The organism is Streptomyces thermospinosisporus, assembly GCF_039526425.1.
Classification (GTDB): domain Bacteria; phylum Actinomycetota; class Actinomycetes; order Streptomycetales; family Streptomycetaceae; genus Streptomyces; species Streptomyces thermocarboxydovorans.
In genome coordinates, this window is the sequence record NZ_BAAAIZ010000111.1 from 3,121 (window position 1) to 21,448 (window position 18,328).

General features: G+C 74.0%; 14 protein-coding genes and 1 pseudogene. 13 read left to right on the top strand and 2 right to left on the bottom strand.

Annotation, left to right across the window (positions count from 1 at the left end; translation table 11 throughout):
- The 8 genes from ABD207_RS28655 to ABD207_RS28690 all read left to right on the top strand — a co-directional run.
- A partial coding sequence (locus tag ABD207_RS28655; RefSeq protein WP_344016123.1) for an FtsK/SpoIIIE domain-containing protein occupies positions 1 to 2,150 on the top strand: 2,150 nt, incomplete at its 5' end.
- A gap of 153 nt (positions 2,151 to 2,303) precedes the next feature.
- Entirely contained in the window at positions 2,304 to 3,707 is a 1,404-nt protein-coding gene (locus ABD207_RS28660; RefSeq protein ID WP_344016125.1) for an ABC transporter substrate-binding protein, read from the top strand.
- A 7-nt stretch (positions 3,708 to 3,714) separates the two neighbouring features.
- A complete protein-coding gene (locus ABD207_RS28665; RefSeq protein ID WP_344016126.1) occupies positions 3,715 to 5,064 on the top strand; it encodes a carbohydrate ABC transporter permease in 1,350 nt (449 codons plus the stop codon).
- Positions 5,061 to 5,975, top strand: a complete 915-nt coding sequence (locus ABD207_RS28670; RefSeq protein ID WP_344016127.1) for a carbohydrate ABC transporter permease — start codon at positions 5,061 to 5,063, stop codon at positions 5,973 to 5,975. Before ABD207_RS28665 ends, ABD207_RS28670 begins: the two co-directional genes overlap by 4 nt.
- A gap of 176 nt (positions 5,976 to 6,151) precedes the next feature.
- A complete protein-coding gene (locus tag ABD207_RS28675; RefSeq protein WP_344016128.1) occupies positions 6,152 to 8,428 on the top strand; it encodes a bifunctional glycosyltransferase/CDP-glycerol:glycerophosphate glycerophosphotransferase in 2,277 nt (758 codons plus the stop codon).
- Between the two features lie 271 nt (positions 8,429 to 8,699).
- Positions 8,700 to 9,968 carry a hypothetical protein gene (locus ABD207_RS28680; RefSeq protein WP_344016129.1) on the top strand — a complete coding sequence of 423 codons (1,269 nt, stop codon included), beginning with the start codon at positions 8,700 to 8,702 and terminating at the stop codon, positions 9,966 to 9,968.
- 129 nt (positions 9,969 to 10,097) lie between these two features.
- Complete coding sequence (locus ABD207_RS28685; protein WP_344016130.1) at positions 10,098 to 11,651, top strand: hypothetical protein; 1,554 nt, start codon at positions 10,098 to 10,100, stop codon at positions 11,649 to 11,651.
- Positions 11,652 to 11,767: 116 nt separating this feature from the next.
- The gene (locus tag ABD207_RS28690) at positions 11,768 to 12,283 is read left to right on the top strand and encodes a putative immunity protein (protein ID WP_344016132.1); all 516 of its coding nucleotides are present in this window, start codon (positions 11,768 to 11,770) and stop codon (positions 12,281 to 12,283) included.
- Positions 12,284 to 12,443: 160 nt separating this feature from the next.
- Here ABD207_RS28690 and ABD207_RS28695 read toward each other — a convergent pair whose 3' ends face one another.
- Positions 12,444 to 12,857: an organic hydroperoxide resistance protein gene (locus ABD207_RS28695; RefSeq protein ID WP_344016133.1), complete on the bottom strand. Its 414-nt coding sequence runs from the start codon at positions 12,855 to 12,857 to the stop codon at positions 12,444 to 12,446.
- 161 nt (positions 12,858 to 13,018) lie between these two features.
- Between ABD207_RS28695 and ABD207_RS28700 the strand changes: the two genes are divergently transcribed.
- The 3 genes and pseudogenes from ABD207_RS28700 (at position 13,019) to ABD207_RS28705 (ending at position 15,177) form a co-directional block, all read left to right on the top strand.
- On the top strand, positions 13,019 to 13,492 hold the full coding sequence (locus ABD207_RS28700) for a MarR family winged helix-turn-helix transcriptional regulator (RefSeq protein WP_344016134.1): 474 nt from the start codon (positions 13,019 to 13,021) through the stop codon (positions 13,490 to 13,492).
- 67 nt (positions 13,493 to 13,559) lie between these two features.
- Positions 13,560 to 13,958 (top strand): annotated as a pseudogene (locus ABD207_RS32235) (glycosyltransferase family 2 protein); the annotation flags it as partial.
- Positions 13,933 to 15,177 (top strand): transferase, encoded by a 1,245-nt coding sequence (locus ABD207_RS28705; protein WP_425580860.1) that lies wholly within the window; start codon positions 13,933 to 13,935, stop codon positions 15,175 to 15,177. The pseudogene ABD207_RS32235 and the gene ABD207_RS28705, both read left to right, overlap by 26 nt.
- Positions 15,178 to 15,559: 382 nt before the next feature.
- Here the strand turns inward: ABD207_RS28705 and ABD207_RS28710 are convergent, their stop codons facing one another.
- Positions 15,560 to 16,192: a TetR/AcrR family transcriptional regulator gene (locus ABD207_RS28710; RefSeq protein WP_344016135.1), complete on the bottom strand. Its 633-nt coding sequence runs from the start codon at positions 16,190 to 16,192 to the stop codon at positions 15,560 to 15,562.
- A 172-nt stretch (positions 16,193 to 16,364) separates the two neighbouring features.
- Between ABD207_RS28710 and ABD207_RS28715 the strand changes: the two genes are divergently transcribed.
- Both ABD207_RS28715 and ABD207_RS28720 read left to right on the top strand, forming a co-directional pair.
- Positions 16,365 to 17,303 (top strand): ABC transporter permease, encoded by a 939-nt coding sequence (locus tag ABD207_RS28715; RefSeq protein WP_344016137.1) that lies wholly within the window; start codon positions 16,365 to 16,367, stop codon positions 17,301 to 17,303.
- A complete protein-coding gene (locus ABD207_RS28720; protein WP_344016138.1) occupies positions 17,296 to 18,213 on the top strand; it encodes an ABC transporter ATP-binding protein in 918 nt (305 codons plus the stop codon). Before ABD207_RS28715 ends, ABD207_RS28720 begins: the two co-directional genes overlap by 8 nt.
- The last annotated feature ends 115 nt before the right edge of the window (positions 18,214 to 18,328 follow it).

The window sequence follows — 18,328 nt, forward strand, 5'->3', positions numbered from 1 at the left end:
CGGCCGGTGAGCCGCAGGCGCCCGAGGAGGCCGGGTACGCCGAGCACGCGCCCGAGCCGGCCGGGGTGCCCGAGACCTGGCCGGACCCGGCCGCGCTGCTGCTCACCGCGCTGGGCCCCGGACCCCGTCTGTGGGAGCGCGAGCCGGGGAACCCGGAGGCGCTGGCCGTGCGGCTCGGGACGGCGGACCGGGCGGCACCGGACGGCTCGGGGCGGCTGCTGCCCGCCGTGCCCGTGACGGCCGGTCTGCGCGAGGTGGGCGCCCTGGGCCTGGCCGGTCCGCGCGAGCGGCTCGCCGGGCTGGCCCGCGCCGTGCTGGCGCAGCTGGCCGCGCTGCACTCCCCCGACACCCTCGAGATCGTGCTGATCGCCGCGGACCGCTCCCGCCCCCTGGCCGAGCGCACCGCCGAGTGGTCCTGGCTGGGCTGGCTGCCGCATCTGCGCCCCGGGCACGGCCAGGACTGCCGGCTGCTCCTCGCGCACGACCGGGAGCAGGCCACGGCCCGCACCGAGGAGCTGCTGCGCCGCCTGGACGACCCCGCGCACGTCCCGCCGCCCTCGGGCACCCCCCGGCGCCCCTCCTGGGCCCGGGACGAGGAGGACGGCCCCCAGGGCTTCTACAGCGTGCTGGTGGTCGACGGCGACCCCGGCGGCGCCGATGTGCGCGAGGCGGTCGCGCGGCTCGCCGTGGAGGGGCCGCGGGCCGGGATCCATGTGGTGTGTCTCGCCGAGACGCCCCCCGCCTCCCCCGCCTCGCCGGTGGCCAGGACGTACGAGGCGGCCTGCGCGGTGGCGCCGGCGTTCCGGGAGTGCGGTGCCGTCGCGCTGCTCAGCGGGGACGTGGCGACCGCTCTGCGGCTGCTGCGGGTGGCCCGCAGCGGTCCGGGCACGGATCCGGGTCCGGTCGGGCACGGCACGCTCGCCACGGTCGACGCGGTCTCCGCCGCCTGGGCCGAGCGGTTCGCGCGCGCCCTCGCCCCGCTGCGCACCGAGGCCGCGCCCGGCGACCGGCAGCCGCGGGTGGCCGCGCCGCTGCCCCGGTCCGCCCGCCTGCTGGACGAGCTGGGTCTGGCCCGCGCCACCCCGGCGTCCCTGATGGCCCGCTGGGCGGACGCCGCCGACGACACCGAGGCACTGGGCGGCCGGGTGACCGCCGTGCTGGGCGCCGGGGAGCGCGGCCCGGTCGCCGCCGACCTGGCCGCCGACGGGCCGCACCTGCTGATCGAGGGCCCGCCCGGCAGCGGCCGCACCGAGCTGCTGCGCGCGGTCGTCGCCTCGCTGGCCGCCGCCGAACGCCCCGACCGGCTCGGCCTGGTGCTGATCGACGGCCGGGGCGCCGGCACCCCGGACGCCGCCGGGCACGGCGAGGGCCTGCGAGTGTGCACGGACGTACCGCACGTCACCACCCACCTCGTGGCCAACGACCCCGTCCGGATGCGGGAGTTCGCCCAGTCGCTGACCGCCGAGCTGAAGCGGCGCGCGGAGCTGCTCGGCCGCTCCGACTTCACGGAGTGGCACACCGGACGGGAGCTGTCGGACCGCATGGTCGCCCAGCGCGAGGGCGATCTGGACACCCTGCCGAGCTCCACGCTGCGGCTGCGGCCGGGGTCGGCCCGGCGCAGGGCCGAGGCGGCGCCGCCGCTGCCCCGGCTGGTCGTGGTGGTGGACGACCTGGACGCGCTGGTCTCCCCCGCGCTCGGTTCACCGGGGCGGCCCGCCGCCGGATCGGTGATGCGGGCCCTTGAGGCGGTGGCGCGCGACGGCGAACGGCTCGGGGTGCACCTGGTGGCGGCCACCGGCCCCTGCCCCCGTACGGCGCAGACGGAGCCGGCGCGGCGGGCGCGGCTGCGGATCACGCTCGAGGAGCCCGCGTCCGGCCCGGAGGAGCCGGCGCCGGGGCGTGGCCGACTGGCGTGCGCGGACGGCAGGGTGACGGTGTTCCAGGGCGGCCGGGTGACCGGACGCATCCCCCGCACGGCGACGCTGCGCCCCACCGTCGTCCCGCTGGAGTGGCACCGCATGGGCGACCCGCCCACCCGGCGCCCGGTCCGCGAGCTCGGCAACGGGCCGACCGATCTGGCCCTGCTCGCCAGCGCGTTGGAGCGCGCCGCCCGCGAGGTCTCGGCAGCCGAAGTCCCGTCACTTCTGTAACTCCCGTACCGGCCCGCCGCATTGCCGTCACGACACAATCACGATCGCGGACTTGACACCTGACGCACTCTTGCCGACCCGACCCGCCGGGCGTAGACCAGAGCGCACGGGACAGCGCTCGACGTTCGACGAGGAACGAAGAACGGGGCAGTCATGCGCAAGGCGAGCAGGATCATCCGGATACGCAGGTCGCCTGAGAACCCCACGGCGGCCCCCCGAACGCGCAGAGCCATACGGACGGCCGCCGCCCTCGCGGCGGGTGTGCTGGCGGTCTCGCTCACCGCGTGCGGAGGCGGCGACGACGGCGGCGACAAGAGCGAGGGCGGCGACAAGGCCCGCACCAACGTCACCCTCCCCAAGCTGGACGGCGAGACCCTCGAGGTGGCCGCCGTGTGGACCGGCGCCGAGCAGGACAACTTCAAGAAGGTCCTGGCGGAGTTCGAGAAGCGCACCGGCGCCAAGGTGTCCTTCGTGCCGGCGCAGGACCCGATCATCAACTTCCTCGGTTCGAAGGTGGCCGGCGGCGCCCCGCCGGACGTCGCGATGCTGCCGCAGCCCGGCGCCATCAAGCAGGCCGTGGACAAGGGCTGGGCCAAGCCGCTGGGCGACGCGGCGATGAAGGAGCTGGGCGAGAACTACTCGCAGGGCTGGCAGGACATCGGCAAGGTCGGCGGCAAGCAGTACGGCGTCTACTACAAGGCCGCCAACAAGTCGCTGATCTGGTACAACGCCAAGGTCTTCGAGAACGCGGGCGCTTCGGAGCCCAAGACCTGGGACGAGCTGCTCACCGCCGCGCAGACGGTGTACGACTCGGGCGTCACCCCGTTCTCCGTCGGCGGCGCCGAGGGCTGGACGCTGACCGACTGGTTCGAGAACGTCTACCTCTCCCAGGCAGGGCCGGAGAAGTACGACCAGCTGGCCAAGCACGAGATCAAGTGGACCGACCCCTCGGTGAAGCAGGCCCTGACCACGCTGGCCGGGATCTGGGGCAAGAAGGACTACGTGGCGCGCGGCGCCCTGCAGACCGACTTCCCGAACTCGGTCACCCAGACCTTCACCGGCGGCGACCAGCCCAAGGCGGCCATGGTCTACGAGGGCGACTTCGCCCAGGTCAACATCACCGAGGCGGGCGCGAAGATCGGCACGGACGCGAAGGTGTTCCCCTTCCCGGCGGTCGGCGACACCCCGCCGGTGGTGTCCGGTGGTGACGCCGCGGTGATCCTGAAGGACTCCAAGGCGGCGCAGGCGCTGGTGACGTTCCTCGCCTCGCCGGACGCGGCCGAGATCCAGGCGAAGCTCGGCGGCTACCTCTCGCCGAACAAGAACGTGCCCAACTCGGCGTATCCCAACGAGGTCCAGCAGAAGACGGCCAAGGCGCTCGTCGACGCGGGCGACGACTTCCGCTTCGACATGTCCGACCAGGCCCCGCAGGCCTTCGGCGGCACGCCCGGCAAGGGCGAGTGGAAGGCGCTGCAGGACTTCCTGAAGAACCCGAAGGACGTCGCGGGCACCCAGCAGCGGCTGGAGGCCGACGCGGCGGCGGCGTACGGGAACTGATCCGGCGATGGCGTCGGACACGGCGGCAGGGGTCAAAGCACCGGCCCCTGCCTCTCCCAAGCCGCGCAAGAGCGTCACCGGCACCCGCAGAACGGTCGCGGCGCTGTTCCTGCTGCCCGCCCTGGTGCTGCTCGGTGCGCTCGTGGTCTACCCGATCGGGTACTCCGTCATCCGCAGCTTCTACGACCAGTCCGGCGACGGCTTCGCCGGGTTCGACAACTACCAGCAGCTGTTCACCGACGACGGCATCCGCACCGCGCTGAAGAACAACGTCATCTGGGTGGTGTTCGCGCCGACGATCGCGACCGCGCTCGGTCTGGTCTTCGCGGTGCTGACCGAGAAGGTGCGCTGGGGCACGGCGTTCAAGCTGGTCGTCTTCATGCCGATGGCGATCTCCATGCTGGCCGCGGGCATCATCTTCCGGCTGGTGTACGACCAGGACCCGGACAAGGGCGTGGCGAACGCGGTGTGGGTGGGGGTGCACGACACCTTCGCCCAGTCCTCCGCGTTCCCGAAGGCGCACCCGGGCCGTGAGTCGCCGCTGCAGCCGGCGGGCGGCGGCGCCTTCATCACCAAGGGCACGGTCAGCGTGGGCGAGACGGTGTCGCTGCCGATGGTCGGGGTGGCCCCCGATCTGATGCCGGACGACGCGAAGCGGGCGGCGGCGCCGGAGCCGGAGGAGGGCCGGATCACCGGCACGACCTGGCAGGACTTCACCCGCGGCAAGGGCGTCGGCACACTCAACGGCATCGACGCCTCCGAGCTGGGCTACGCCGGGATGAAGATCGAGGCCGTGAAGGACGGCAAGGTGGTGGAGACCGCCACCGCCGGCGACGACGGCACCTTCTCGCTCTCCGCGAAGGCCGACGGGGCACAACTCAGGCTCCCCGCAGACAACTTCAAGGAGCCGTACAACGGCCTCGACTGGCTCGGCCCGTCGCTGGTCACACCGGCCATCATCGGCTCCTACATCTGGATGTGGGCCGGATTCGCGATGGTGCTGATCGCGGCCGGACTGGCGGGCATGCCGCGGGACCTGCTGGAGGCCGCGCGGGTGGACGGCGCCAACGAGTGGCAGGTGTTCCGGCGGATCACCGTGCCGCTGCTGGCACCGGTCCTCGCGGTCGTCACCGTCACCCTGATGATCAATGTGCTGAAGGTGTTCGACCTGGTCTTCATCATCGCGCCCGGCTCCTCGCAGGACGACGCCAACGTCCTCGCGCTGGAGCTGTACCGGCAGGGCTTCGCCGCCGACCAGCCGGGCATCGCCAGCGCCATCGCGGTGTTCCTGCTGCTGCTGGTGATCCCGGTGATGTGGTTCAACATCCGACGGCTGAGGCGGGAGGTGCGGCGATGAGTGCCGGCGCCGGGAGTGTCACCAAGGCGGCCGCGCCGCCCGTGCGGGCGGTCGGGGCCGAGCAGTCGCTGGGGTCCCGGATCGCCGGCTGGGTCAGCAGCGGGTTCGTCCGGGTGTTCCTGATCGTGGTCGGGCTGTTCTGGCTGGTCCCGACGATCGGCCTGCTGCTGGCGAGCCTGCGCGCGCCCGAGGACATGGCCGCCAGCGGCTGGTGGAACGTGTTCACCGAGCCCTCGCAGCTCACCTTCGGCGCCTACGAGGCCCTGCTGAGGAACGACGACATCACCGACTCGCTGCTCAACACGGTGTACATCACCGTGCCGGCGACCGTCCTGGTGGTGGTGATCGGAGCCCTCGCCGGATACGCCTTCGCCTGGATGGAGTTCCCCGGCCGGGACTGGTGGTTCCTGGGCGTGGTGGCGCTGCTGGTCGTCCCCGTGCAGGTGGCCCTGCTGCCGGTCGCCGAACTCTTCGGCAGCCTCGGCATCTTCGGCTCGCTGACCGGCGTGATCCTCTTCCACGTCGGCTTCGGTCTGCCGTTCGCGGTGTTCCTGCTGCGGAACTTCTTCGCGGAGATCCCGCGGGAGCTGCTGGAGGCGGCCCGTCTGGACGGCGCCGGTGAACTGCGGCTGTTCGTACGGGTGGTGATGCCGCTCGCGGGGCCGGCGATCGCCGCGCTGGGCATCTTCCAGTTCCTGTGGGTGTGGAACGACATGCTGGTCGCGCTGATCTTCACCGACTCGGGCAGCCAGCCGATCACGGTGGCGCTGACCTCGCAGGTGCGGCAGTTCGGCAGCAACATCGAGGTGCTGGCGCCGGGCGCGTTCATCTCGATGGTGATCCCGCTGATCGTGTTCTTCGGGTTCCAGCGGCAGTTCGTCTCCGGCGTGATGGCGGGCGCCGTGAAGTGAGCCGGGGGACCGGCAGAGCCGAACAAGGCATCAACCGGGCGGAAGGGGCGGACGATCCTTCAAGTTCGCCCCTTTCGGGTGATCGAATTCCCCCGGATGCCGCAGCCGGCGTAACCAGGACGGCCCAGTGAGCGTTCCGACAGCGCCGAACGCCCGCGCCGACCCATGGATGCCCGTTGCCCAGGTTCAGTGTCATCGTCCCCGCGTACCAGGTTCAGGCATATCTGCCCGCATGCCTGGAATCGGTGCTGTCCCAGTCCTGCCCCGACCTCGAACTGATCGCCGTCGACGACGGATCACCGGACGCCTGCGGCGCGCTGATCGAGGAGTTCGCCGCCCGCGACCCGCGCGTACGGCCCGTGCACCTGCCGGAGAACACCGGCCCCGGCCCTGCCCGCGACGCCGGCCTGGACCGGGCGGCCGGCGACTATGTGCTGTTCCTGGACGGCGACGACACCCTCGCCCCCGACGCCCTCCTGGCGATCGCCGACCGGCTGAAGGAGACCGACGAGCCGGATGTGCTGGTGTACGACCACGCCCGCGTCCACTGGTCCGGCCAGGCCGTGCGCAACCGTGCCCTGTCCGCCCCGCTCACCGAGCATGACCCGGCCCCGTTCCGGGCCGAGGACCGGCCGGGCCTGCTGAACCTGCCCGCGGTGGCCTGGAACAAGGCCTGCCGGCGGGAGTTCCTCGAGGGCGGGGGCTTCCGCTTCCCGCCCGGCTGCTACGAGGACGTGCCCTGGGCGTACTCCGTGCTGATGGCCGCGCGGACGGTGGCGACCCTGGACCGGGTGTGCGTGCACCTCCGGCAGCGGCGGGTGGGCAGCCTGCTGTGCACGGCCGGCGAGCGGCACTTCGACGTGTTCGGCCAGTACGACCGGGTCTTCGCGTACATGGAGCAGCGGCCGGAGCTGGCGCACTGGCGGCCGCTGCTGTTCCGCCGCATGGTCGGCCATCTGACGGCGGTGTACTCCCGGCGTGAGCGGCTGCCGCACGGCTCGCGCGCCCTGTTCCTGCGCCGGGCCCGCGCCCACTACCGCCGCTACCGCGCCCCCGGTGTGCCCCTGCCGCCGCGTGAGCGGATCGACCACGCCGTGGTCCGCTTCGGCCTGCACCGCACCCACCGGATGCTGCGCCTGGCCCGCGCCCTCGGCCGCGGCACGGCCCGGCTCACCGGCCTGCTGCTCGGCGCCCTGCGCTCCGCCGCCCTCCGGCTGCACTACCACGTCCAGCGGCTGCTCCCGCTGCGCGCCGACCGGGCGGTGTTCGCCTCCCGCGAGGGCCACGACGGCGACCCGGGGGCGCTGGAGTCCGCGTTCCGCGAGTTCGCCCCGCACATCCGCACCGCCTGGGTGGTCGAGCCCAAAAGCCCGCACGCCGTCCCGCCCGGCCCGCGCCGCCTGGCCCCCGGCACCGCCGCCTACTGGACCGCGCTCGCCCGCTCCGCGTACCTGGTGAGCGACACCCGCTTCGAGCCCGGTCTGCGCAAGCGCCGGGGCCAGGTGCTGGTGCAGACCGGGGCCGGCACCCCGCTGCGGCACCGGGGCCTGGACCTCCTCGACCGCCCGGCCGTCGCCCCTGGCGCCGACGCCGACGCCGACGCCGAGCGCATCCTGAAGGACGCCGGCCGCTGGGACTACGTCGTCTCCGCCAACCGCCACTCCACGCTGACCTGGGAACGGGTCCACCCCGGCCGCTACACCGTGCTGGAGTACGGCCGGCCGTGCACCGACCGGCTGTACACCGCGACCGAGGCGGACGTGGCCCGGCTGCGGGAGTCGCTGGGCATCCCGGCGGGCGCGGTGGCGATCCTCTACGCGCCGGCCCGCCGCGAGCACCGCCGCACCCAGCCCCGCCTGCTGGACCTGGAGCGCGTGGTGCACCGCCTGGGCCCGCGCTTCGTGATCCTGGCCCGGATCCCCGGCCCGGCCGGCCCACCGCGCCCGGCGGCCTCGGGCCGTGTGCTGGACGTCAGCACGCACCCGAACGTGGCCTCCCTCTGCCTCGCCTCGGACGCGCTGATCACCGACTACTCCTCGCTGATGGCCGACTATGCGGGCCTGGACCGGCCGATCGTGCTGCACACCCCCGACCGGGAGGCGTACGAGGAGATCCACGGCAGCTACCTGGACCTGGCCGCGTTCCCGCCGGGGGTGGTCACGCACAGCGAGGACGAGCTGATCGACGTCTTCACCAGCGGCCACTGGCGCGGTTCGCGCTCGGCGCAGCTGCGGGCGGCATTCCGCGCCCGGTTCTGCCCGCACGACGACGGCCGGGTCGCCGAACGCGTGGTGCGCCGCGTGGTGTTCGGCGAGAGCGAGCAGCCGTCCGCGATCCCGCTGCCGGAGCGCCGGCCGGCGCCCTCGGCGGCCGCCGCGCACGACCGTCCGCGCCTGACCACGGTGCCGCCGCAGCACGCCGCCGCCCCGCGGCCCGTCGCCGAACACGTCTGATCCGCCACTCCGCGCCCCCTGTTCCTCCGTTCCCCCGTTCCCCCCACCGATCGCCGTCGATCGCCTTGTCCTGTCCGGGAGTTCTCATGTCCTCCGGCTCGTCGCGGCCCACCCCGTCCCGGCCGTCCACCTGGCGTCCGGCGGGGCGGCCGGGCCAGCGCCCCGTCCGCCGCGCCCATGGCCCGGACGGCCGTGCCCATGGCCCGGACGGCCGTGCCCAAGGCCCGGACGGCCGTGCGCGGCCCTCCGGCCGCGGCCTGCCGCTGCCGTCATGAGGCCCCGCGCCTGGGTCCTGCTGCTGGTCGCGGTCTTCGCCCTGCTGCAGCTGGGCAACGTCACCGGCCGCGCCACACCCGACACCAAGAACTACCTCTCGTACGCGCTGAGTCTGAAGGGCGAGAGCAAACGGGAGGCGGCGGCAGCCACCATCGAGTACTACTGCGGCAGCCGCGCGTCCACGGCCCACCGCAAGCAGAACGTGCACGTCGACCACTTCCACGGCCCGGACCCGGCGCCGCGCGTGCTGAAGAAGTGCCGGGAACGCGAGTGGCGGCGGGTGGAGACCCGGCTGGCGGCCGGGCAGACCGGCGGGCACACCATGCCGCACCTGCCGCCGCGCTTCATGGCGATCTTCGAGGTGCGGCCCGGCTATCCGGTGTTCCTGGTGCCTTTTCTGACGCTGTTCGGCGTGATGTGGGGCGTGTGGACGGCGAGCGTGGTGATCGCCTGCGCGGGCGGGGTGCTGGCCTACCTGGTGCTGCGCACCCTCGCCGTGCCGGTGCCGCTGGCGCTGACCGGGCAGGCGCTGTACTACGTGCTGCCGTGCGGGACGACCGCGATGCGCCCGATGACCGAGGGCCTGATGATGGCGCTCATCCTGGCGGCGCTGTGGGGCTGCGCGCTGGTGGTGCAAGGGCGGCGGACCCGGACGGGTCTGGCGCTGGCGGGCGGTGCGCTGGCCGGGCTGTTCACGGTGAAGCACTCGCAGGCGCTCTTCCTCGGCCTCGGCCTGGCGGTCGCGGGCGGGGCGATCGCCGGGGCGCGGCGGCGGCGCGGCCGGGCGGCGGAGGGCGGGGTGGTGGCGCTGGCGGGCGTGGGCTGTGCCGGGGTGCTGGGCACGGTGCTGCTGTCGCGGCTGCTGCACTACCCGTCGGTGACGGAGAGTCTGCAGGATCTGCTCGCCGGTCACTTCACCCGCCCGGACCGGCGGCGGCCGTGGGCGGAGTTCTTCCAGCTCAACGGGAACTTCTGGATGGAGTGGCTGCGGCGGCAGATGCGCGAGCCGCTGTTCGCGGCCTTCCTGGCGGCCGGTGCCTGGGGAGCCCGGCGGCGCCCGGCGTTCGGGGCGTTCCTGATCGCTGCGGCCGCCACCGGCATCCTCAACCAGGCCGGGCACCCGGACATCAACATCTGGGGCGGACGGCTCATCGTGGTGGCCTGGCTGCTGCCGGTGCTGGGGGTGCCGCTGCTGCTGGCGCCGGTGCTGCGCGGCCGGGTGCCCGTACCGGCGCAGGGCGCTCCGGTCGAGCTGGCCCGCTGAGCGGAGTGCCTGGGCTCCGGTCCTTGGTGGCCGTGCGAGTCACCCAATCAGGCGAGCCGACGTCATCGCCATTGACCTGCGCGGGAACATACGGCAAATGCCCCGCACACCCCGACTCCCCACCGCCCGATGAGCGCCGGCACCCAGGTCCGGCGGCGTACCGCGAGCGGCGCCACGGCGCTGCGCGGCGGCGGTTCCTGGCGGCCCACCCCGTACCAGGCCGCCGGGTTCGTCTTCTGGCTCGTGGTGTCGCTGGCGTCCTGGCGGGTGCCGCTGTGCTGCGACGCGGGACTGCAGGCGGCGGCCGTCGAGCGGCTGAGGGCGGATCTGCTGCATCCGCGGCATCCGTCGGCGGACCTGCCGGGCGCGGGCAGCCTCGCCTACTCGCCGTTGGCGCTGGCGCAGGGTGCCGGCGCACGGCTGACGGGCCTGGGCGGCTGGGAGCTGGTCCGGCTCACCGGGCCGCTGAACCTGCTGGTGCTGCTCACCGGAACCGGCCGCCTGATGCGGGTGCTGAGCCCCCGTCCGTGGGCACCGGTGCTGGCGCTGGCCGCGCTGACGCTGCTGTGGGACACCGAGCCGGCGCCGGGGTCCGCCGGGCTCGGCCTGACGCAGCTGACGGCGAATCTCTCGCACCCCGCGGTGTGCGCGGCCGGGCTCACCCTCTGGGCCTGGGCGCTCACCGGCGAACGGGCCCGTGACGACGCGGCGGTGCGCTATGTGGGGCCGAGCGGGCTGCGCGGACTGCCGGGGTATGCGGCCCTCGGCGTGCTCTACGGTCTGATCGCGCTGGTCCACCCGGTCACGGGCGCGGCGGCGGCTCTGGGCGCGGCCGCGTTCGTCGCCGGATGGCAGCGGGGCCGGTCCGGCGCGGTCGTGGGGCGGTGGCTCCTCGCAGGCATGACGGGGGCGCTGGTCGCGGTGTCCTGGCCGTACTTCGACATCCTGTCGGCGGCGCCCTCCGGCGGGCCGTACGAGACTCCGCGCGCGGAGCCGTGGGGCCGGTTCTGGCCGGGGCTGCTGCTCGGGCTGCCCGCGCTGTGGCTGCGGGCCCGGCGCGGCTCCTGGCGCGATCCGCTGGTGCTGCTCTTCGGGTCGGCCTGTGCACTGCCGGCGTACGGCTGGCTCGGCCGCACCGACATCCCGGCCGACGTGCTCGGGCTGCTGCTGGTGGCGCTGCCGTGCGCGCTCGCGGTGGAGCTGGCGGCCGCCCGGCCGTGGCCGGTGTGGCGGCGGGTGCTCGGCGGTGCCGCGGCGGCGGGGGCCTGTGCGGGGTTCCTGACCGTGCAGGGCGGGGCGGTGGTGCCGCGGGCCCTGGACCCGGTGGGATCCGACCGGCCGCCCGGCCGGCCCGACTACGCGTGGGCAGCACGGCACATTCGGCCCGGCCAGGTGGTGCTCACCGACGGCCGTGACGCCGGGCGGACCATCGCCGGGTACGGAGCCGATCTGGCCGCCCCCGTCGTGCCGGACGCGGCCCTGGACGAACGGGAGCGGCAGCGGCGGCTGTCCGACGTCCGCGCGTATCTCTCGGCCGGCTCGACCCGTGCCGGGCGCACGGCCGTCGCCCGCCGCTACCGGGTGCGCTGGCTGCTCCTGACTCCCCGCCGGCCGGTGCCGGAGGAGGCCGTGGTGGTGGCCTGGAGCGAACGCACCGGGGAGGTGCTGGCCCGGCTGGGGTGACCCGCGCCCGTGGGGTGCACCGGCCGCCGGTTCCGGGCCGGACGCGAGGGGTGTGTGGATTCCCGCGAGGGTGTTTGGATACCGGGGCGGACGCTGTCAGGAAGGAAGCCCCCATCGTGATCCTCCCGAAGGTCAGGGACCCCCGCCTCGTGACGATCCGCCGTGGCGGGACCCTCACCGACGAGGACCACCGTCTGCTCGCCCTCTGGGCGGCGGACTGCGCGGAGCACGTGCTCGGCCTGTTCGAGTCGGTCCGGCCCGAGGACCCGCGGCCGCGCGAGGCGATCGAGGCCGCCCGCGCCTGGGTGCGCGGCGAGGTCAGGATGATGCAGGCGCGCGCCGCGGGCGGTCATGCCATGGGCGCCGCCCGGGATCTGCAGGGCGCGCCCCGGTTCGCCGCGTACGCCGCCGGCCAGGCCGCGGTGGTGGCGCATGTCGCCGCGCACGAGCTGGGCGCGGCCGCCTATGCGATCAAGGCGGTGCGGGCCTCGGTGCCGAAGGAGGAGAGCGAGGCCGCGGGGCGGCGCGAGTGCCGGTGGCAGCGCGACCGTCTCCCGGAGGCGATCCGCGAGCTGGTCCTCGACGACCAGCGGCTGCGCAACGACATCTGCTGGTCGGTGTTCGACTGCTGAGGGTTTCCAGGACTGCTGAGGGTCTTTCAGAGCTTCCCGCAGCGCCCGGCGACACACGGCGGCGCCCCGCCCGGTCGGTGACCGGCGAGGCGCCGTCGTCGTGCGCATCCGTACGTCCGTGACTCCGGCGGCCGCCCGACCGCCCGTACGCCGCAGGCGACTACTCGATGACGAGGTCGACCGGGATGTTGCCGCGGGTGGCGTTGGAGTAGGGGCAGACCTGGTGGGCCTGCTCGACGAGCTTGCGGCCGGTCGCCTCGTCCACGCTCTCCGGCAGCTCCACGCGCAGCGTCACCGCGAGCCCGAAGCCCTCGCCCTGCTTGCCGATGCCGACCTCGGCGGTCACCGCGGCGTCGCTGACGTCGATCTTCGCGGCCCGGCCGACCAGGCCGAGGGCGCTGGCGAAGCAGGCGGAGTACCCGGCGGCGAACAGCTGCTCGGGGTTGGTGCCCTCACCGGAGCCGCCCATCTCCTTGGGGATGCCCAGCTGGAGGTCGAGCTTGCCGTCGGAGGAGACGGCACGGCCCTCGCGGCCGTGGGTGGCGGTGGCGACGGCGGTGTAGAGCGCGTCCATGGGTGAACCCATCCTCTCGTCGGGGCGCGTCGCATCGGCGACAGCAGGTGGCCTTCGTCGTGCCGCTTCCGGCGCGACGTCCTTGAGTAGAGCACACAATTAAGTTTGATGCAATTCGATTGTGCACAACTGAATGGCCCGCAGGGAGCTACCCTGGAGGCATGACACCGAGCTCCGCCGACGACTGGCTCCGTCTGGACCAGCAGATCTGCTTCTCCCTGAACGCGGCCTCCCGCGCCTTCAACGGCGTCTACCGCGTGATCCTGAAGGATCTCGGGCTCACCTACCCGCAGTACCTGGTGATGCTGGTGCTCTGGGAGCACGGCACCCTGCCGGTGAAGAAGCTCGGGGAGCATCTGCGGCTGGACTCCGGCACGCTCTCGCCGCTGCTCAAGCGGCTGGAGGGGGCCGGCCTGGTGCGCCGGGAGCGCAGCGCGCACGACGAGCGGTCGGTGGAGGTGCGGCCCACCGAGGAGGGGCTCGCGCTGCGCGAGCGCGCCCGTGAGGTGCCCCGCCGGATCGCCGCCGCGACCGGCTTCGACCCGGCCAGGATCCAGTCCCTGCGCGCCGACCTCGACCGGCTCACCGAGGCCCTGGACGCGGCGGCGGCCACGGCCGTGACCGCCGAAGCGTGACGAAACACCCCGGAAGGGGAAAAAGTCCCATGACCGGCCCGCCACTCCCAGGGACGCCAGGGACGCCATGGAAGACCACCGCGCCGCCCAGGTGGCCGTCGTCGTCATCGGGTACGACGACGCCGCCCATGTGACCGACGCCGTGCGTTCGGCGCTCGGCCAGGGACCGGCCGTGCGCGAGGTGATCGCCGTGGACGACTGCTCCTCGGACGGCAGCGCCGGCCTGCTCGCCCGGCTCGCCGAGCGCGAGCCGCGGCTGCGGGTGATCCGGCTCCCGGTCAACAGCGGCGGCTGTGGCACCCCCCGCAACACCGGCCTGGACGCGGTGACCGCGCCCTACGTGATGTTCCTGGACAGCGACGACGTCCTGCCGCCCGGCGCGGTGGACGTCCTGCTGGCGGCGGCGACCCGGGCGGGCGCGGAGCCCCGCCGGGCTGTGCGTGCGGCGGGAGCTGCCGTCGGGCCGCGAGGTGCCCTGGGAGCCGGAGCTGTACGCCGCCCCCGCCGCCCCCGCCGTCGTCGAACGCCCGGCGCAGCTCCAGCGGCTGGTCCGCGACACCCTCTGCGTCAACAAGCTCTGCTCCACCGCGTTCCTGCGCGAGCACGCCGTCCGCTTCCCCGAGGGCCGCTTCCCCTACGAGGACATCGTCTTCACCGCCCGCCTGTGGGCCGCCGCCCCGCGCGTCGCCCTCGTCCCCGACCGGGTCTACATCTGGCACGTGCGCCGCGCCGCGCGCCGGCTGTCCATCTCGCTGGACCGCGCCGGCATCGCCAACTGGCAGGCCCGCACCCGCGCCTGCCGCATGGCCTACGACATCCTGCTGGGCGCCGGCCACAAGCGACTCGCCCGGGAGGCGCGGGCCAAGTTCCTCGACCACGAGCTGCGCATGTACGTACGCGAGCTGGGGCTGCGCGAGGAGGAGTACCGCCGGCAGTGGTGGGCGCACACCCGGGACGTCCTCGCCGAGTATGACGCGGCCGACTGGGCCCGGGACCCGGTCGCGCCCGGCCGTCTGATCGGGCGGGTGATCCTGATGTCGCCCGAGCCGCGCGACCTGCCCCGGCTGGCGGAGCTGGCCGCCCGCCCGGCCCGCCTGTGCCCGCCGTACGCGCGCACCGCGGACGGCTCGCCCTGCTGGTCGCCGGATCTGCCCGCGGTCGGTCTGGAGGGGCTGCTGACCCGCCCGGTGCGGCTGCTCCCGGTGGCCGTCGACGCGGAGCTCAGGCCCACCGTGCGCGGCACCCGGATGCGGCTGCGCCTGCACGAGCTGTACGGGCGGGTGGCGCGCGCGGAGCCGGCGGAGGTGGAGGTGGAGTGGCGCCACCGGGAGGTGGCCGGCGCGGTGGTGCGCCGCACGGTCCCGCTGCGGCCGTCCGGCAGGGGCACCTGGGCCGCCCAGACGGCCCTGCGCCCGGCCCGGCTGACCCGCCTCGGCACCGGCACCTGGGACCTGCATCTGCGGCTGCGCTTCCGTGACGGGGCGACCCGCGCCACCACGGCCCACGCCCTCACCGGCCCCGGCCTGCTGCGGCGGGGAGCCGTGCCGAGCCTCCGGCACGGACTGGTCCTGCTCCGCCCCTACGCCACCACCTCGGGCTCCCTGGCCCTGCGGGTGGCGCCCGGCCTGTCCGGCGCCGCCTCGGTGCTGCGCACCCGGCTGCGACGGCTGACCGGTTCTGCCTGACGGGCTCCCGCCTGACCGGCTCCTGCCTGGCCGGTTGCCGCGTGACCGGTCCCCGCGTGACCGGCTCCCGCCTGACCGGCTCCCGCCTGGCCGGTTGCCGCGTGACCGGTCCCCGCCTGACCGGCTCCGCTCGACCAATCCCCGCCTGGCCGGTCCCCACGTGACCGGCTCCTGCCTGACCGGCTCCCGCCTGACCGGTCCCCGCCTGACCGGTCCCCACGTGACCGGCTCCCGCCTGACCGGCTCCCGCCTGACCGGTCCCCACGTGACCGGCTCCGCTCGACCAATCCCCGCCTGACCGGTCCCCGCGTGACCGGCTCCGCTCGACCCCTCCCCGCCTGACCGGCTCTCCTCGGCCGGTCCCGCGTGACCGGTTGTTCCGCTACAGCGCCCTGAGCGCCGCGGTGGTGGCGCGGGCCAGGGACGCCAGGTAGTCCTTCGGCAGCTCGGGGGCGCGGATGACCACCGAGCGCCAGTAGAGGGGGCCGGAGATCAGATCCAGGGCGAGGTTCTCGTCGAGGCCGGGGCGCAGGTCGCCGCGGGCGGCCGCCGCGGTGACGATGCCCCGGGCGACCGAGTCCTGGCCCTCGCGCAGCGCCTTCTGCAGGGCCTGCGCGATGTCGGGATTGCGGGCCGCCTCGGCCTGGAGGTCGGGGATGATCTGCGAGGCCAGCGGGTGGCGCAGGGCGCGGGCGGAGACCTCGTAGAGCAGGCGCAGATCCTCCTCCAGGGAGCCCGTGTCGGGCACGGGCAGGCCCTGGACGGCGAGGGCGGAGACCAGGTCGAGGACCAGGTGCAGCTTGGAGCGCCAGCGGCGGTAGACCGCCGTCTTGCCGACGCCCGCGCGGCGCGCGATCCCCTCGATGGACATGCGGGCGTAGCCGACCGCCGCGAGTTCCTCGAAGACGGCCGCGCGGATCGCCTGGGTCACGTCCTCGCGCAGCACCGCCGCCCCCGCCGGCGCCCGGCGGCGCGGACGGGGGCGCGGCTGCGGCTCGTCGGCGTTGGTCGTCATGCGCGCCAAGCATAGGGCCGGGGACGTTACGACGATACGGTTGCGTTCCGACGCCGAACAGACTTACGCTCACGTTGCGACGATACGGTCCCGTCCCGACGTGGCGTGGCCGTCACCTCATGCCCCTCCTCCAGCGAAGCCCAGCGAGAAGCCCCCAGCGAAAGCAGCGGACGTGAGTCAGGTCCTCCACACACCACCCCCCGCACCGGCCGCCCCCGCGCCGGTCCCCGCCGCCGAGCACGACCTCGCGGCACTCGCCGCCCGTCACGGCCTGAGCGTCAGCGGCGCCCGCCCCTCGCTGCCCGGATACGTCCGCCGGCTGTGGGCGCGCAGGCACTTCATCACCGCGTTCGCCACGGCCAAGCTCACCGCCCAGTACAGCCAGGCCAAGCTGGGCCAGCTCTGGCAGGTGATGACCCCGCTGCTGAACGCGGCGGTCTACTACTTCATCTTCGGCGTGCTGATGCAGACCCGGGACGGCGTCCCGGACTACGTGCCGTTCCTGGTCACCGGCGTGTTCGTGTGGACGTTCACGCAGAGCTCGCTGCTGGCCGGCACCCGCGCCATATCCGGCAACCTGGGCCTGGTCCGCGCCCTGCACTTCCCGCGCGCCGCGCTGCCGCTGTCGTTCTGCCTCCAGCAGCTGCAGCAGCTGCTGTTCTCGATGGCGGCGCTGGCGGTGATCCTGCTGGCCTTCGGCGTGCCGCCGGCCGCCTCCTGGCTGCTGGCGATCCCGGCGCTGGCGCTGCAGTTCACCTTCAACGCGGGCGTGTCCATGATCCTCGCCCGGATCGGCGCCAAGACCCCCGACATCGCCCAGCTGATGCCGTTCGTGCTGCGCACCTGGATGTACGCCTCCGGCGTGATGTTCAGCATCGACCACGTCATCGCCAAGCACGGCGAGGGACTGCCGTCCTGGGTGGGCCCGGTGCTGCAGGCCAACCCGGCCGCCGTCTACATCGACCTGATGCGCTTCGCCCTGATCGACAGCTTCCGGGCGCACCAGCTCCCCGACCACGTCTGGCTGATCGCGACCGGCTGGGCGCTGCTCGCCGGCATCGGCGGCTTCATCTACTTCTGGAAGGCTGAGGAGACCTACGGCCGTGGCTGACACCGCACCGGACACCGCACGCGAGCGGATCCCCACCGTCATCGCCGACGGCGTCGACATCGTCTACCGGGTCAACGGCACCGGCGCGGGGCGCGGCTCCGCCACCGCCGCCCTCAACCGCATCCTGCGCCGCAAGCAGGCCGAGAAGGCGGCCGGGGTGCGCCGGGTGCACGCCGTGCGCAATGTGTCCTTCGTGGCGTACCGGGGCGAGGCGATCGGGCTGATCGGCACCAACGGCTCCGGCAAGTCCACCCTGCTCAAGGCCGTCGCCGGTCTGCTCCCGGTGGAGCGGGGCCGCATCTACACCGACGGCCAGCCGTCCCTGCTGGGCGTCAACGCCGCCCTGATGAAGGACCTCACCGGCGAGCGCAACGTCATCCTCGGCGGGCTCGCCATGGGCATGTCCCGCGAGGAGATCAAGGCGCGCTACCAGGAGATCGTCGACTTCTCGGGAATCAACGAGAAGGGCGACTTCATCACCCTGCCGATGCGCACCTACTCCTCCGGCATGGCGGCCCGCCTGCGCTTCTCCATCGCCGCCGCCAAGGACCACGACGTGCTGCTCATCGACGAGGCGCTGGCCACCGGCGACCGCAAGTTCCAGAAGCGCTCCGAGGCCCGCATCCGCGAGCTGCGCAAGCAGGCCGGCACGGTGTTCCTGGTCAGCCACAACAACAAGTCCATCCGGGACACCTGCGACCGGGTGCTGTGGCTGGAGCGCGGCGAGCTGCGCATGGACGGGCCGACCGACGAGGTGCTCCGGGAGTACGAGAAGTTCACCGGCGACGGCGTCACCAAGAAGCCCGCGAAGTCCGCCAAGCCCTCGGCGGCCTCCGGGAGTGCGGGTACCTCGGGAACCTCGGGAACCTCGGGCACGGCCGAACCCGCGCAGGCCGCCGTTCCCTCCTGAGGCCCACCCCCGTTCCCCCGCGGGGCGCCCACCGGGCAGCCCATTCATCGCATTGATGCCACTATGACCCGTATCACCCGAAAGGGGAGTCCCCGCAGTGTGACGGCGAGACGGA

Excerpts from the sequence above, each read along its gene's own strand:
- ABD207_RS28660 (WP_344016125.1), top strand. The coding sequence starts at position 2,304 with ATGCGCAAGGCGAGCAGGATCATCCGGATACGCAGGTCGCCTGAGAAC.
- ABD207_RS28665 (WP_344016126.1), top strand. The coding sequence starts at position 3,715 with ATGGCGTCGGACACGGCGGCAGGGGTCAAAGCACCGGCCCCTGCCTCT.
- ABD207_RS28670 (WP_344016127.1), top strand. The coding sequence starts at position 5,061 with ATGAGTGCCGGCGCCGGGAGTGTCACCAAGGCGGCCGCGCCGCCCGTG.
- ABD207_RS28680 (WP_344016129.1), top strand. The coding sequence starts at position 8,700 with ATGAGGCCCCGCGCCTGGGTCCTGCTGCTGGTCGCGGTCTTCGCCCTG.
- ABD207_RS28685 (WP_344016130.1), top strand. The coding sequence starts at position 10,098 with ATGAGCGCCGGCACCCAGGTCCGGCGGCGTACCGCGAGCGGCGCCACG.
- ABD207_RS28695 (WP_344016133.1), bottom strand. The coding sequence starts at position 12,857 with ATGGACGCGCTCTACACCGCCGTCGCCACCGCCACCCACGGCCGCGAG.
- ABD207_RS28700 (WP_344016134.1), top strand. The coding sequence starts at position 13,019 with ATGACACCGAGCTCCGCCGACGACTGGCTCCGTCTGGACCAGCAGATC.
- ABD207_RS28710 (WP_344016135.1), bottom strand. The coding sequence starts at position 16,192 with ATGACGACCAACGCCGACGAGCCGCAGCCGCGCCCCCGTCCGCGCCGC.